At 62.5% G+C, this 14054-nt stretch carries 14 protein-coding genes and 1 tRNA gene; 9 read left to right on the top strand and 6 right to left on the bottom strand.

The annotated features are described in order from the left end of the window. The 7 genes from BMX62_RS12015 to BMX62_RS11985 form a co-directional block, all read left to right on the top strand. Positions 1–514 (top strand): zinc ribbon domain-containing protein (locus BMX62_RS12015; RefSeq protein WP_143339785.1); only part of this gene is annotated, 514 nt, incomplete at its 5' end. A gap of 137 nt (positions 515–651) precedes the next feature. Beyond that, the gene (locus BMX62_RS12010; protein ID WP_090209424.1) at positions 652–1101 is read left to right on the top strand and encodes a hypothetical protein; all 450 of its coding nucleotides are present in this window, start codon (positions 652–654) and stop codon (positions 1099–1101) included. Next, positions 1101–2537, top strand: a complete 1437-nt coding sequence (locus tag BMX62_RS12005) for a sodium:solute symporter family protein (RefSeq protein WP_090209420.1) — start codon at positions 1101–1103, stop codon at positions 2535–2537. The genes BMX62_RS12010 and BMX62_RS12005 overlap by 1 nt, the downstream gene beginning before the upstream one ends. Before the next feature lie 222 nt (positions 2538–2759). Beyond that, complete coding sequence (locus BMX62_RS12000) at positions 2760–3101, top strand: DUF1820 family protein (protein ID WP_090209416.1); 342 nt, start codon at positions 2760–2762, stop codon at positions 3099–3101. Positions 3102–3217: 116 nt separating this feature from the next. Then, a tRNA-Ser gene (locus BMX62_RS11995) sits at positions 3218–3308 on the top strand. A gap of 244 nt (positions 3309–3552) precedes the next feature. After that, positions 3553–3837 (top strand): 2Fe-2S iron-sulfur cluster-binding protein, encoded by a 285-nt coding sequence (locus BMX62_RS11990; protein WP_090209413.1) that lies wholly within the window; start codon positions 3553–3555, stop codon positions 3835–3837. A 38-nt stretch (positions 3838–3875) separates the two neighbouring features. Continuing rightward, complete coding sequence (locus tag BMX62_RS11985) at positions 3876–4232, top strand: 2Fe-2S iron-sulfur cluster-binding protein (protein ID WP_090209411.1); 357 nt, start codon at positions 3876–3878, stop codon at positions 4230–4232. Positions 4233–4309: 77 nt separating this feature from the next. Here the strand turns inward: BMX62_RS11985 and BMX62_RS11980 are convergent, their stop codons facing one another. Then, positions 4310–4888 carry a CIA30 family protein gene (locus tag BMX62_RS11980; RefSeq protein WP_202906269.1) on the bottom strand — a complete coding sequence of 193 codons (579 nt, stop codon included), beginning with the start codon at positions 4886–4888 and terminating at the stop codon, positions 4310–4312. Positions 4889–5060: 172 nt separating this feature from the next. Here BMX62_RS11980 and BMX62_RS11975 point away from each other — a divergent pair, with 172 nt between their 5' ends. Beyond that, on the top strand, positions 5061–6548 hold the full coding sequence (locus tag BMX62_RS11975; RefSeq protein WP_090209404.1) for a phytoene desaturase family protein: 1488 nt from the start codon (positions 5061–5063) through the stop codon (positions 6546–6548). After that, positions 6545–7183: a pyridoxamine 5'-phosphate oxidase gene (gene pdxH, locus BMX62_RS11970; RefSeq protein WP_090209400.1), complete on the top strand. Its 639-nt coding sequence runs from the start codon at positions 6545–6547 to the stop codon at positions 7181–7183. The genes BMX62_RS11975 and pdxH overlap by 4 nt, the downstream gene beginning before the upstream one ends. Before the next feature lie 3 nt (positions 7184–7186). Here pdxH and BMX62_RS11965 read toward each other — a convergent pair whose 3' ends face one another. From BMX62_RS11965 to BMX62_RS11945, 5 genes are all read right to left on the bottom strand, one after another. Then, positions 7187–8536: a vWA domain-containing protein gene (locus tag BMX62_RS11965; RefSeq protein ID WP_090209396.1), complete on the bottom strand. Its 1350-nt coding sequence runs from the start codon at positions 8534–8536 to the stop codon at positions 7187–7189. Beyond that, positions 8533–9627, bottom strand: coding sequence for an AAA family ATPase (locus BMX62_RS11960; protein ID WP_090209392.1), 1095 nt, complete (start codon positions 9625–9627; stop codon positions 8533–8535). Before BMX62_RS11960 ends, BMX62_RS11965 begins: the two co-directional genes overlap by 4 nt. Before the next feature lie 50 nt (positions 9628–9677). After that, a complete protein-coding gene (locus tag BMX62_RS11955) occupies positions 9678–10655 on the bottom strand; it encodes a hypothetical protein (RefSeq protein ID WP_090209389.1) in 978 nt (325 codons plus the stop codon). Continuing rightward, positions 10652–13399, bottom strand: coding sequence for a hybrid sensor histidine kinase/response regulator (locus tag BMX62_RS11950; RefSeq protein WP_090209386.1), 2748 nt, complete (start codon positions 13397–13399; stop codon positions 10652–10654). Before BMX62_RS11950 ends, BMX62_RS11955 begins: the two co-directional genes overlap by 4 nt. Before the next feature lie 130 nt (positions 13400–13529). Beyond that, the gene (locus BMX62_RS11945) at positions 13530–13871 is read right to left on the bottom strand and encodes a cysteine-rich small domain-containing protein (RefSeq protein WP_090209383.1); all 342 of its coding nucleotides are present in this window, start codon (positions 13869–13871) and stop codon (positions 13530–13532) included. Positions 13872–14054 lie beyond the last annotated feature (183 nt).

Genomic DNA, 14054 nt, shown 5'->3' with positions numbered 1-14054 from the left:
CAAACAATCCAGCTATCACTGTGTCGGCGTCAAGGCCGGCGACGACTGGATCAAGGTGCCCAAGCTTGGACCGATCAGGGCCAGGGTGCACCGGAGGGTCGAGGGCACACTGAAAAGCATCACCCTGACCCGCACCGTCACCGGCAAGCACTACGCCTCCTTGCTGTTTGAAACAGAGCAGGCCGCCCCGGCACCGCTGAAAGACGTTGATGCCGCCAGGATCGTTGGCCTGGATATGGGGCTGTCCCATCTGGCCATTGACTCCAACGGCCGCAAGATCGACCCGTGGTTTGCCAGCTCCAAAACCTGCCATGTCTGCCAGCACAAGAGGGACGCCATGCCGTTGAACGTCCGGTCGTGGGAATGCCCGGCCTGCCACACACAACATGACCGGGATATCAACGCGGCGCTGAACATCAAGCATCAAGGCATAGTAAAGTTGAAGGCGGAAGGGCTGTCCGTCTCTGCCCATGGAGGCTTGCGTAAGCCCGGCACATCGCCGGCTGCTGCCTGAGAAGTGGGAAGCCTCGCCCGTGGCGCGTCAGCGCTTAGGGCGGGGAGCAGTCACGTATCAATGTGGCCTTGACCCGGCCCGGCTTGGGGTCTAGGGTTAAAACACGAGGAGAAAGCCCTTCGCAAGCAGAGACCGTCATGCCACATCGTCATGCACCCCATGCCCTGTGGGCCTTTGCGCTGAGCATCATCCTGCTGATGCCGGCGTCCGTCTTCGCCCAGGGTGTGCCCACACTGGATGTCAGTACCCAGATGGCTCGCGCTGGTTATTACCAGCTTCGCTGGGGTCTGGAGGGGGCCGATGGCACCCTCTACCGCCTGGAAGAATCCCGATACGATGATTTCCGTCAGGTGCGGGTGCTCTATGAAGGGGCCGACCGGGCCACCGTGATCAGTGGTCGCAGTGATGGCATCTTCCATTACCGGGTCCGTGCCACTGTAGCCGATGGCGGCCATTCCCCGTGGAGCGAACCCCTGATGGTGACCGTGGCCCATCACTCCCTGGGTCAGGCCCTGACCTTGTTTCTCACTGGTGCTGTGGTATTTCTGGCCACCATTGCCCTGATCGTCACCGGCAGGAAAGTTTGATGAGCATTCAGGAAACCGCCATTCTGGAACCGGGGCTGGCCTGGTTCCTGATCGCCCTGTTCACCGCCCTGTACCTGGGGATGGGCTGGTACTTTGGTCGCCGGGACAAGGAACTGGACCAGTTCGTACTGGCCGGCCGCAAGGTGGGGCTGGCGGTGGGAACCGCCACCGCCATGGCCACCTGGGTCACCAGCAATACCACCATGATGGCCCCACAGTTGGCCTATCAGATCGGGCTATGGGGCATGATTGGCTATGCCCTGGGTTCGGTGGGATTGTTGCTGTTTGCACCGCTGGCCAAGCGCATTCGACAGCTCATGCCCTATGGCTATACCAGTGGCGACTTTGTCCGGCTGCGCTACGGCCCGGTGGCCTGGCGGATTTTTCTGGCCATTTCCCTGTTTTACAGTTTTGGCTGGCTGGTGAGTCTGGGCATGGCCGGCGGCGTGCTTACCCATGCCCTCTCCGGCATCCCCTACTGGCAGGGCATGACGGTGATTCTGGCCGCCTGTGTAGCCTACACCCTCATTGGTGGTTTTCGCGCTGTCATCGGCACCGATTTTATTCAGTCGATCCTGATTCTGGTGGGGCTGGTGGTCATCGCCTGGTTGGTCATTGGCCGCATTGGCTTTGACGATATTCACCTGGGTCTGCAACTGGAGCGGCCGGAGCTGCTGACCCTGTTGATGCCGGCGGCCATCATGTTCCTGTTCAATAACCTGCTCTTTGGCATGGGCGAAATTTTCCATTCCAACGTCTGGTGGACCCGGGCTTACTCCTTCCGTGAGGGGGTGGGCATGTGGGCTTATTTGCTGGCAGGTATTTTCTGGGCACCGATTCCCATTGTGGCAGGGTTTATCGCTTTGGCTGCACCGGCCCTGGGTGCCAATATCCCCGCCGCCGACATGGTGGGTCCCATTGTCGCCTCGGAACTGCTGGGACTGGCGGGAGCCGTCATTGTGCTGGTGATGGTGTTTGCTGCCCTGGCCTCCAGCCTGGACTCCCTGCTGGCGGCCACGGCCATGCTGGTGGTTCGGGATATCTACTACCGGCATTTGCGTCCTCAAGCCACGGCGGCCCATTTGCGCACGGCCACCAAAGTCACCATTTTGTTACTGGGCATCATCGCCTGGATGCTCTGCCTGCCCCGGATCACCACCCTGGCGGAACTGCTGCATTTCACTGGCGCCTTTGTGGCCAGTACCATCTGGCCCATCGCTGCCGGCCTTTACTGGCGTCAGACCAACCGCATTGGCGCTTCTTTGGCCATGGTGCTGGGTAGTCTGGCGGGAATCAGCGCCTATTTCCTGATCGGTTTTTATGTGGGTGCTCTGGTGGGGGCAGCCGTATCCATGGTGATCGTGCTGTTGACCACCTGGCTGTGGCCCCAGTCCTTTGACTGGAAAACCCTCAACGAACCGCCGCCCAGACATTAGGCCCGGGAGTTTGTCATGGCATCTGTGGGTTTTTTGACCGTATTGATCGTGACCGCCACCATCATCACGACCCTGTGCATCCTGGTGCTGCTGGGGTTGGTGATCCGGGACTGGCGTAACGGAACCCTGTGGTAGGACGGAGACGCACTGGTCCGCTCTGCTAGAATAGCCTGCCGCCCCTATTCCCGGCGGTGGTATTCCGTCACCCTTTGTAGAGACGACATGGCCAGTTCCAAGCATATCTATCGAGTCTGTTTCATCAATCAGGGCAAGGTGTACGAGGTGTTTGCCCGCCAGGTGTACCAAAGCGAGATGTATGGTTTCGTGGTGGTGGAAGAGCTGATCTTCGGCGAGCGCAGCGCCATCGTGGTGGACCCCGGTGAGGAAAAGCTCAAGACCGAATTTGCATCGGTCACCCGCAGTCTGATCCCGATGCATGCCATCATCCGCATCGACGAGGTGGAAAAGGAAGGTGTGGCCAAGATCAGCGAGTTGGGGGCCAACGTCACCGCTTTCCCCGCCAGCTATCTGCCCCAGGGCACGCCGCCTCGTCAGGACAGCTAAAAAATTGGCAAAGGGATTTGCCAAACCAGAAAGATTCAGGTATCTTTCGGCACCTTGATCGAGACGGGCCAGGCCCGCCGGATCAATCGCTACCGCAGTGTAGCGAAACAATCAGCGGAGAGGTGGCCGAGCGGTCGAAGGCGCACGCCTGGAAAGTGTGTATACGGTAACCCCGTATCGAGGGTTCGAATCCCTCCCTCTCCGCCACATAACATGCATAAGCCCCTTATGCGACAAAGCCCTGCCATGTCATCGTGGCGGGGCTTTTTTTTGCGGTGCAAAGTCCAACCATGGTTGGAAAATGTCTTGAAGTTGACATGCATTTGATATGGCATGGATGGATTTTTAATTTTTAAGATATTGAATTTAAATAGAAAATAAATAAAAAAGAAAAAGGTACGGATATTGCATTCTCCCGGTTGCAAGTTGACAACAACGAGGAGAATGCACCGTGGCCAAGGCCAAACTGACGTTTAAGGACATCAATCTCACCGTAAGTGCCCCGGTGGGAGTACGGGTGATCGAGATCTCGGAAAAAGTGGGCTCGGGGATCATCTACGGCTGCCGCGAAGGGGATTGCGGCACCTGCCTGATGGAAGTGGAGGAAGGCTGGAACAACCTCACCGAACCTTCCGTGGTGGAACACAAGGTATTGCGAGAAAACAACGCTGGCCGGCACCAGCGACTGGCCTGTCAGGCTCAGGTGCTCGGTGACGCCACCGTGCGCCCGGTCTGATCCACCATCATTTGATTGACCTTGAGGAGATCACCCCCATGCCCAACATCACCTTCACCCACCCGGATTACAAGGACAAGACCGTCTATGCTGTTGCCGGCAGCCATACGGAAACCATCCTGAAGATCGCCAAGGAAAGCAAGCTGCCCATCCAGTTTGACTGCCAGGACGGGGAATGCGGCACCTGTCTGGTCAAGGTGACCCATCTGGACAAAAATACGCCCAAGGGTGGCCCTTTGACGGCCAAGGAACAGACGGTACTGCAACAACTTGGCAAGCTCACCAGCGATGACATTGAGCGGATGTCCGTGGATGACATCCCCTCCCAATGGCGTCTGGCTTGTCAGATGATCGTCAGAGACGAAGATCTGCTGGTGGAGTACGGCGTCAGCTGAACAATGTCTTCCCCCACATTCTCCCCCGCCAGGCGCGAGCCGGCAGGGGGGAATGCGGGGTCATGGCGCGTGCCAACTCACGAACCCGAGGCAGGGTCAGCGGTCGCCCGATGGCTGATTGACCGAATGGCCAGCCGGAAAGAACCGGCCTGTGAATGTCCCGAACTCACGCCCGCCTCCGCCGCTTCCCTGGACCCGGTCGCGACCCCTGGCGGGGCGGTCTGTCTGGCAATCATCAGACCCATCCGCCGGACCTGCTCCGGCGATAATGGCGGTGCCTGGGATACCGGGCGCCCGTGATACCCAGGCACGAAGTCCTGAACAGGCAACCGAACCTGGGTCCAGACACCCGCCGCCGGTTGAAACGGGGCCTGATAGCTGATGCCATCCAATCGCTCATCCATGCGCAACGAGAGCTTATACACCTTGCCGTCGCCGAAGACTTCAAGGACCAGGGCATCGGTTTCAGGGGCAAACCCCGGCAACAAACCGCTGCGTACCGAGGCAAAACCGCCCCCCTGCTCCAGGGACATCACCCCTTCAAACACCGCAAAGCCCGCCGGATCATGGCGCAGGCCACTGCGTGAAACCCCACCCATCACCCGATCATCGACAGACTCCCAGGTTTCGACTGCAGCCGGATCTGAAAAATCCATGATTGCCCCCTGTGCCTTGAAATGAACGATCATCCGTAAACTGCCGTAGCATCCTACCACCGGCTCGGTATGATGGCCATTTCCCGATTTTGCGGTTTTTGGGCACCCCACCCCCCCGTTTTCTTGTATCGTGTGGCCTTTCTTCCCATCGACCAGAGATCCAGATAACTCCATGACGAACAAGAAGAAGATCACCATCATCGGTGCCGGCTTTTCCGGCATGGCGGCGGCGGCCACCCTGGCCCGGGAAGGGATGGACGTGACCGTGATCGAACGCCACGACATCCCCGGCGGACGGGGGCGACAGTTCTCGGCGCAAGGGTTCACCTTTGACATGGGACCCAGCTGGTACTGGATGCCCGATGTGATCGATGACTTCTTCGCCCGCTTCGACCGTCGGGTGTCGGACTATTTCGAGCTCAAACGGCTGGACCCGTCCTATCGGATCTATTTCGGCAAGGATGATTATGTGGAGATCCCCGCCAGCATGGAAGAAGCAGAAGCCCTGTTCGAGGGCATCGAACCCGGCGCCGGGGCGCAGCTGCGGGCCTTCATGCAGGAGGCCGAGGTGAAGTACACCGTGGGCATCGGCGAGTTCGCCAACAAGCCCTGTCTGTCCATCATGGAGTTCGCCCAGCTGCGGCTGCTCAAGTATCTGTTTTCCATGCACCTGCTGCGCTCCTTCCGCAGCCACATCAGCCGCTACTTCAAGAGTCCCCGCATCCAGCGCATGCTGGAGTTCCCCATCCTGTTCCTGGGGGGGACGGGCCGCACCACCCCGGCCCTGTACAGCATGATGAACTATGGTGATATCAAGCTGGGCACCTGGTATCCCATGGGGGGCATGCACCAGCTGGCCCGGGCCATGCACCGGCTGGCGGAGGAACAGGGGGTGACGTTCCACTTCAGTACCGAGGCCACCCGCATCGACACCCGGGACGGCAAGGCGGTGGCGGTGGAGACGAACCAGGGGCGGTTCGAGGCGGATTTCATCATCGCCTCCGGCGACTATCACCACATGGAACAGGTCCTGCTGCCCCGGGAAGCCCGCACCTACGACCAAGCCTACTGGGACAAGCGGGTGATGTCCCCCTCCTCCCTGATCTTCTACATGGGAGTGAACAGGAAGCTGGAGGGGCTGTTGCACCACACCCTGCTGTTCGACGCGGATTTCGAGGCCCATGCGGCACAGATTTATGAAGATCCCCAGTGGCCCACGGAACCCTCCCTGTACATCAATGTCACTTCCCGGACCGACCCTTCCGTGGCACCGGAAGGCCAGGAAAACCTCATGGTCCTGATCCCGGTGGCCCCGGGGCTGGAGGATACCCAGGCCGTGCGCGATCGTTACTACACCCTCATCATGGACCGCATCGAGGCCATCACCGGCCAGTCCATCCGCGAGCATGTGGTGTATTGCCGCAGTTATGCCCAGAATGACTTCACCGAGGATTATCATGCCTTCAAGGGCAATGCCTACGGCCTGGCCAACACCCTGATGCAGACGGCCTTCCTCAAGCCCCGCATGCAAAGCCGCAAGCTGGATAACCTGTACTTTGCCGGCCAGCTCACCGTGCCGGGACCGGGGGTGCCCCCCACCATCCTGTCCGGGACCATCGCCGCCGGCGAGATCCTGGGCCGTTGCCGGAGCCAGTCATGACCCAGATCGACCACCGACAGACCCGCCGTGACTATAGCCGGGGCAGCCTGCGACGGGCGGACCTGGCCGCCGATCCCTTCGTGCAACTGGGCCGCTGGCTGGCGGAGGCAGAGGACCAGCCCGATGCCACCGCCATGGCCCTGGCCACGGTGAATGACCACGGTCAGCCCTCCCAGCGCATGGTCCTGCTCAAGCATCTGGATACCCGGGGGCTATGCTGGTATTCCGATACCCGCAGTCAGAAGGGACGGGAACTGGCCCACAATCCCCGGGCCTGTCTGCTGTTTTTCTGGGCGCCGCTGGAGCGGCAGATCCGGTTGGAGGGGATCGTGGAGCGTCTGACCGAGGCGGAGGCGGAGGCGTATTTCCGCAGCCGTCCGCCGGGCAGCCGACTGGCGGCGGCGGCCTCCCACCAGAGCGCCCCCATCGCCGGTCGGGATGCCCTGGAGGCCCGTCTCAAGGCGGTACAGGAACGTCATCCGGACGGGGACGTGCCCAGGCCGGAGAGCTGGATCGGGTTCAGACTGGTGCCGGAGACCTTCGAGTTCTGGCAGGGCCGGGATAACCGGCTCCATGACCGGTTCCGCTACCACCGGGATGAGGCGGGCTGGGGGCTGACCCGGCTGATGCCGTAAGCCTCAGTCGGTCAGCACCAGCCGGGTGCCGAAGGGGGGTTCGGCATCCTCAAAGGCCGCCGAGACCACCCACAGCACGGGCCAGCCGGGCCGAAACCCGGCCGGCCCCTGCAGATCCGTGAGCACCACGCCCATGTCGGGCCGGTAGCGATCCGCGGCCTGCAGCAAGGGTGTGAAGTCCGTGCCCCCGCCGCCTTCGAAGACGATGTCCCGCAGGTTGGATACCCCCGGCTCCAGCTCTTCCACCGCCCGCACCCGGGTATCGCCGATGATCACCACCAGGCGGGATTCCGTGCGCCGGGTGATGGCCTCGATCTCGGTGGCGAAACGGCCCAGCAGAGCCTCGTCGATGGAGCCGGACACGTCCACCACCAGCACCAGACGGGGCACCGAGGCGGCGGTGACCATACCTGGTTCCCAGGGCATGCGTCGCCCTCCCGGTGCCCGCCCCCGATTGGCCAAGTAGGACCGGGAGGGCCGGGACCAGGACACTTCCGGTCGGCGGGCCAGTCCCCGGCTGACCCGGGTGCGCAGCACCTGTTCCCAGGGCACCTTCACCCGGGGCAGATCGGCGATGAGGCCCCGCAGCATGGAAAAGTCCCCGTCCCCGGCGTGGGCACGGGTGATGCGCTGCGCCCATTCCCGGCTCTGCTCCGCCACGGTTTCCGGTTTGAGGGCATCCTCGTCGGAGGGCAGCAGATCCCTCAGAATGTCCGCCCCCAGTTGACGGGTCCGGGCCGCCCGGGGGCCGTCTTCCATGGCCTGGGCCTGACCGCCCTGCCCTTCCCGGGCGGGTCCCGAGCCGCCGTCACCCTCCCGGGATGACTGACTGGCTTGCCGGGAAGACGAGTCGCTGGGCCGACGGTCGTCGATCTGGCGATAGAGGCGTTCCACGTCCCATTCCAGCAAGGATTTTTCCTCGCTCTGCTGGATCTGCAACACGTCGCCCAACAGGCTGGACAGGGTGACGGAACCCTTGGGCAGGGCCATCCAGGTGAGGTGCCCGAGGCTGCTGTTGACGATGGCGTCGGCGCAGATATTGAAGAGGTCCGGGTCCACGCTGCCCCTCAGTCGGGCGATGGCCTGCATGCGCTGGGGGTGGCGCAGGGCCACGTGCAATACCTGATGGGCCACCAGACCCACCTGCTGGGGATGGGGCAGTCGTTCGAAGGCGGGGCCGTAAAAAATGGTATGACCATCATTGGCGACGGTGATGGCCTCACGGCCATCCGGCAGGTCACGGTGCTGCACCCACAGGGCCAGGCCGCCCGTGGACGGCGCGAACTCCACCAGGGTCTGGATGGCACGGGTGCCCCGGTGGGTGGGGCCGGTGGTGAAGGCGGGTGTGTTCATCCCTCGCGCTGTTCCATGTAGCGCCCGTAGACCGGGCTGCCCAGCACCGCATTCTCCAGCCCCAGGGACAGGGCCCGGTGCATGAGCAGTTCCATGGTGAGGGTCTGGGCTTCGCGGATGGGCAGGGGCACGTCGCCGCGGATGTCCGGATACTGCTCCACGATCTCCAGGGCCCGGGCCATGCCGTGCTCCCCCGTCACCGCCGCCAGCAGGCCGTAAATCATGCCGTACAGGCCGTCCAGGGTGCGGGGCAGCAGGGCTGCCGTCTCCTTGCCGGGGGCGGCGTCCAGCAGACGGGTGACGTCCACCCCGGCCTGGATTTCCCGCAACACGCCGAAGAATTCCGCCGCGTTGGCGGCACCGATGCGTCCCTGGACAAACAGGCGCTTGGCGCTGTCCGACATCCCCGACTTGAGCACGTTGGAAATGTCTTCCCAGCCCCGGGGGCTGGCGCCGATCAGGTAGTCGTTGGCCAGCTGGGTCTGGGTATCGTCCAGCTTGTCGGCGCGCACCTTGAGGTAGGCCATGACCTCGGGGGCGAATCCCCGCGCCAGGGCATGCTCCAGAAAGGCATCGATCACCGTCTGCACGTTGAAGTGGAACATGCGGTCCGCCAGGGCCGTGCCCATGTCGTGGCTCACGGCGCCGTGGAAGCGGGCGTTACCGGCCGCCACCACCATCCAGCCTTCGGGCAGGTGGTAATGGCCGACACGGCGGTCCAGGATCAGGGAATAGGCGGAGATCTGCAGGCGCTGGTCCGCGGCGGTCAGCTCGTCCAGGAACAGGACGCCTTCGGGCGTATCGGCCTCGGGCAGGAATTCCGGCGGAAACCAGACGGTGCGAGACTGCTGTTCGTCGGCGTAGATGGCGCCGCGAATGTCCACCGGTTCGATGGTGGTCAGGCGCAGGTCCACCAGGGGGACGTCATAATGCCGGGCCAACTGGGCAACGATGGAGGATTTCCCCACCCCCCGGGTCCCCCACAGCATGGAGGCCCTGCGCCGCAGCACCGGATCGGCATATTGCTCGATCAGGGCCTGCTTGGCCGCGGCGATGGAAACTGCGGGGATGTTCATGGGATTGCCTTGCATGCGTTATATCCGTCCTCGGGGTTGATCGTTTGGGACTGTGCCATATCGGCTCAGGCATCGGTATCCCGGGTCCAGGCGGGCAGGTCCAGGGGTCTGGGCGGGGGCGGGATCTCCAGTACCGGCACCTCCCGCGACCAGCTCCAGAAAACCAGCAGCAGCAGGACCGGGGGAATGCCGGGGGTCCACAGGGGCAAGGGTTCTTCCCGCCCGGCGCCCAGCAGGTATAACACGGGCACCAGCGCCAGGATGCCCAGTACCCCCTGGACCGGCAGGCTGCGCCAAAAGACCACCTGCCAGCGCCGACGCAGGAAGCGGGCATGAAAATCCTCGGGAGGGCGGGAGAATACCGCCACCAGATGGGAAATGGTCTGGGCAAACTTGGTTTCCCCGTCATCGGAACGCGCTGGCTCCCGATGGGCCAGTTTGATGGTGGACTTCCAGCCGCTGTCGGTGGCCTGCAGGGGGCGCCAGGCCCGGCCTCGCACGGCCAGCAGATCGGCGGGCAGGGCCACTTCCCCGGCGGATGGTTTTTCCAGCACCAGCCTGGCCGGCAGACCCTCTACCTGACGGGCGTCCAGGGTCAGGCGTCGACCGGCCACCAGGGCCTCGCCCCCCGCAAAGCGCATGGGCCAGATTTCCCCGCCCTGCAGACGGCGCCGCGCCACCCGCCGGACGCGGTAATCCAGGGCCGCCAGCACCCCATCCACCCGCATGAACTGCTGGGCCGGGGCCACCTTGGTGAGCTGCCGGTAGACCCCTTCCACCGTGGGGCCTTCCACCTCCAGCGTGGCCTGGATGCCCGAGGCATGGGTCAGGGTCCGGACCAGGCGGAACTGGTCGGCCTTGGGGTTTTCCAGGGTCAGGGTTTCCGTCAGGCGCAGGCCGGCCAGACCCACCGACGCATGCTCGACGGGCTGAAAGACGACGGTGCGTGCCTGCCGGTCCGTAGTTGCCAGATCCACCCGGCGGCCATCCCGTGAAAAGGGGGCCACCAGTTTGAGCATCTCATGATGGGTCAGTGGGATCATCTATCCTCCGGGCCGATCTGATCCAGCGTCTGTTGCATGGCGGTCATCAAATCGGTCCATTGTGCGCGCAGATCCGGCAGTACCGCCTTTACCGCTGCCAGGTCACCGGCGGTGACGGCGGCTTCCAGACGCTGGGCAACGGCTCGCAGACGCTCGCCGCCGATACTGGCTGCCACGCCCTTGAGGGTATGGGCCTGGCGGGCAAGGGTGGCCAGATCCCTGTCCCCGCTGGCCAGCCCGGTTTCGATGGCCTGGATCTGTCGCGGAATGTCTTCCATGGCAGTGGCGATGATCTGCTGGATCAGTTCGTTGTCACCCAATAGCCGCTGGCGCAGTCCGGCATGGTCAAATACCAGCATTGATTCTACCGTCGGGGTGTCACCCTTGTGGAGAAGGCGATGCCGGACATCCGTTTCAGATTGAGTATCGGCGGTCTGATGGGGTGACGCAAATGGCAGGGTGAAGGTCAAGGTGGTGCCCTGGCCCATCCCCTGACTCTCTACCCGGATCTCTCCGCCCATGAGGGCCACCAGTTGACGGCAAATGGCCAGCCCCAGTCCAGTGCCACCATAGCGCCGGGTGGAGGATGGGTCTACCTGGGAGAATTTCTCGAACAGCAGATGCTGCTTGTTCCTGGGAATACCGATGCCGGTGTCGATGACCCGAAATTGCAGCACAATGCCCTCCGTGGTCATGGTCTGCACCTCAATATCCAGGGTGACCCCGCCTTCGTGGGTGAATTTAATCCCGTTTTCCATGAGATTGAACAGGATCTGGCGCAGCCGGACAGGGTCGCCACAGAGCTGTGTGGGCACCTGGGGGGCGATGGTATGGGTCAGGATCAGCCCCTTGGCGTGGGCCATCGGACCCAGGGTATGCTCCAGATCCGTCACCAGGTCTGTGAGGGAGAAATCACGGGTATCCAGTTCCAGTTTGCCATGCTCGATCCGGGAGAATTCCAGGATATTGTTCAGCAGATCCAGCAGGGTTCGGGTGCTGTCAAGCAGGGCGTCGCTATAACGGGTCTGCTCCTCGTCGAGCGGGGTTTGTCGCAGCAGTTCCGCCATACCAATGATGCCATTCATGGGGGTACGGATTTCGTGGCTCATGTTGGCCAGAAAATCGCTTTTGGCCTGGCTGGCTATCAGGGCATCCTTTTTTGCTGCTTCCAGCGCCCGGCGGTGCCGGCGAATGTCTGTATCGGTACGCCGCAGCAGCACGAACAAAAAGCTGAACAGTCCCGCCAGCAAGATCATGGCGGAGGCCATGGCCAGATAGATCACCCGTTGGTGGCTGGCTCGGGCATCGGCAATGTCATGTAGTGCCAGCAGGGTACCGATTCGGTAGCCCGCGGCATCCTGAAGCGGAAAGGCCGTGATATGCCAGGGCCGGTCCTGAAACGTTCTGGTCACCAGGGTGTGCAAGGGAGGATCTTCCTTCAGCGCGTCCAGGACTGGGGCCAACCCGAGTCGGGACACATAGGCCACTGGCTGTCTGTCCGTTGCCATCGGGAGCGTCAAAAAAGCCAGTTCCACGTCCGGGCGCCGATGACCGCTGGAGAGAATCCTGTCCAGGGACTGAAACAGGGCCAGTGTTCCCGCGGCCTCGCCATCCTCCACGGTTTCCGGGATGGCCCAGGCGCCATACAGGAACAGCTGCCCCGTAGCCGGTTCCTGCACGATACGGGGCAGATGGTCCGGGTGGTCCGCCGGGTATCCGGGCAGATTGACCGGGTGCATCGGCATGTTATCGGGACACAACAGACATCGTCCGCTGCTGTCCTGGAGTACCACCCCCAGTCCATGTTGCTCCACCCGATACAATGCCGGCGTGACGGCAGCAGGCCAGCGACCGGGATCCTGCACCAATGCCCGCAGGCCGGGATCATCCCGCAGCAATATGGCCCCCAGGGCCAGATGGCGGCTCCATTCCCCCAGTTGGCGCTGAACATCCCGCAGGGCCTCCTCATGGGCCTGTCGACTGGACTGGTGGATCTGTTCTGCCTGCAACCAGATCAGGGTGGTGTTAAACCCCACCACCAGCAGCAGGATCATCAGCGCCAGGGGAACCAGCAGGCGGCCCAGGATGGGCCGGGGAGAACCCGGGTGGCCCCTGGGGGTGATCAGGGCAGCAGCCAGACCGATGAACAGGCTCCAGAACAGGGCCAGGGGCAGGGCCACCCGCCCAGCCACATCCATGCGCCAGCGTCCTGCATCCACGTCGATGCCCAGAATGGCCATGACCTGACCATGACCCGGATGGAGGATCGGAGTAATGGCGCTGACCCAGGTGCCCCATTCATCGGTGACTGGCCCCTCCACGAAGGGTTCAGCGGCAGTGAACACGGCGATCAGTTCCGGGGAGGGGGTGCCGAACACCGAGCCGGGGGGTAATGCCAGCCCGTCCTCCCAGGGGGCATACTCCAGGTCCAGCAAATAGATGATTTCACCGGCCTCGTTGCGCCCCATGAGGTACAGGTAGGCCAGTCGGGGGTCATTGTCTCGCACGGCCATGAGCCGGGACAGCAGGGACTGATAGGCTTCCAGATGGACATCCTGGGGCTGGCCACCCAGAGCAAGCACCTGATTCGGATCCAGTGATTGGGCGATCTGCTCTACCTGATCGAGCAATTGTCCCCGCAGGTCACGGTCGGCCTGGTGAATCACCAGCCCGGTCAGTAACAGGCCCACTCCCAATGCAACGGTCAGCACCACCAGGGTGCGGCGGAGCGTCCAATGGTTCATCCCGGTTCCGGCTCGACAAAAGATCCAGTCTATCTAATCTGGTGGACTGGAGATAGCGTTGATCCACCAAGGCCGCTGAACAGTCTTTTACCATCTCCTGTACTGCGGGGGAATGTTTTAAGGATGGTGCTCACGGACCAGAGGATCTGTCGTCCTCTGGTTGCACGATCCGGTGGCGGGTCTGAGGGCAGCCATTCCAGAACACTGGGCGTTCCAGCCCCTTCTGAATAAAGTGCCAGGACTGGCGGTAACCGTCATGGGGCAGGGTACAGTCGCTGCAATCCTTGTGTGGCTTGCCCTGGGGATCGGTAAAAACCGTGTAAGGCCCAGGACAGTCATAGGCCATCAGCGGGCAGTAACAAAACAGGCAATTGAATGCCCGGGTGATGCCCCGGTGGCAGGGCATGAACGGGCAGGCACTGTTGGTGAAGCCTTTGTAGGCTTCGTTTTCGGTGTCATCTCTGGATGCCATGATGCCGTGATTCTGCTGCTGCTCCGAATTTCATACTCGAAAGTGCTCATTCGGTGATTCGCTCTCCGTTGATAGCGCCCGGGTTTGGGCGAGCAACTGGAGTCCTGGTTGAGCAGTCCCAACCGGAGGCGCTCAGTCCGTTCCAGCAAGATCGCCCTGACCCGCTTGAACGGAGTGAACCGC

The sequence above is a fragment of the Ectothiorhodospira magna genome, from assembly GCF_900110965.1.
Lineage (GTDB): Bacteria > Pseudomonadota > Gammaproteobacteria > Ectothiorhodospirales > Ectothiorhodospiraceae > Ectothiorhodospira > Ectothiorhodospira magna.
This window is presented reverse-complemented; position numbering and strand designations above follow the sequence as displayed.

What these genes read in the sequence shown, in the direction of transcription:
- BMX62_RS12010 (WP_090209424.1), top strand. Translation starts at nt 652, where the DNA reads ATGCCACATCGTCATGCACCCCATGCCCTGTGGGCCTTTGCGCTGAGC.
- BMX62_RS12005 (WP_090209420.1), top strand. Translation starts at nt 1,101, where the DNA reads ATGAGCATTCAGGAAACCGCCATTCTGGAACCGGGGCTGGCCTGGTTC.
- BMX62_RS12000 (WP_090209416.1), top strand. Translation starts at nt 2,760, where the DNA reads ATGGCCAGTTCCAAGCATATCTATCGAGTCTGTTTCATCAATCAGGGC.
- BMX62_RS11985 (WP_090209411.1), top strand. Translation starts at nt 3,876, where the DNA reads ATGCCCAACATCACCTTCACCCACCCGGATTACAAGGACAAGACCGTC.
- BMX62_RS11980 (WP_202906269.1), bottom strand. Translation starts at nt 4,888, where the DNA reads ATGGATTTTTCAGATCCGGCTGCAGTCGAAACCTGGGAGTCTGTCGAT.
- BMX62_RS11975 (WP_090209404.1), top strand. Translation starts at nt 5,061, where the DNA reads ATGACGAACAAGAAGAAGATCACCATCATCGGTGCCGGCTTTTCCGGC.
- pdxH (WP_090209400.1), top strand. Translation starts at nt 6,545, where the DNA reads ATGACCCAGATCGACCACCGACAGACCCGCCGTGACTATAGCCGGGGC.
- BMX62_RS11965 (WP_090209396.1), bottom strand. Translation starts at nt 8,536, where the DNA reads ATGAACACACCCGCCTTCACCACCGGCCCCACCCACCGGGGCACCCGT.
- BMX62_RS11960 (WP_090209392.1), bottom strand. Translation starts at nt 9,627, where the DNA reads ATGCAAGGCAATCCCATGAACATCCCCGCAGTTTCCATCGCCGCGGCC.
- BMX62_RS11955 (WP_090209389.1), bottom strand. Translation starts at nt 10,655, where the DNA reads ATGATCCCACTGACCCATCATGAGATGCTCAAACTGGTGGCCCCCTTT.
- BMX62_RS11950 (WP_090209386.1), bottom strand. Translation starts at nt 13,399, where the DNA reads ATGAACCATTGGACGCTCCGCCGCACCCTGGTGGTGCTGACCGTTGCA.
- BMX62_RS11945 (WP_090209383.1), bottom strand. Translation starts at nt 13,871, where the DNA reads ATGGCATCCAGAGATGACACCGAAAACGAAGCCTACAAAGGCTTCACC.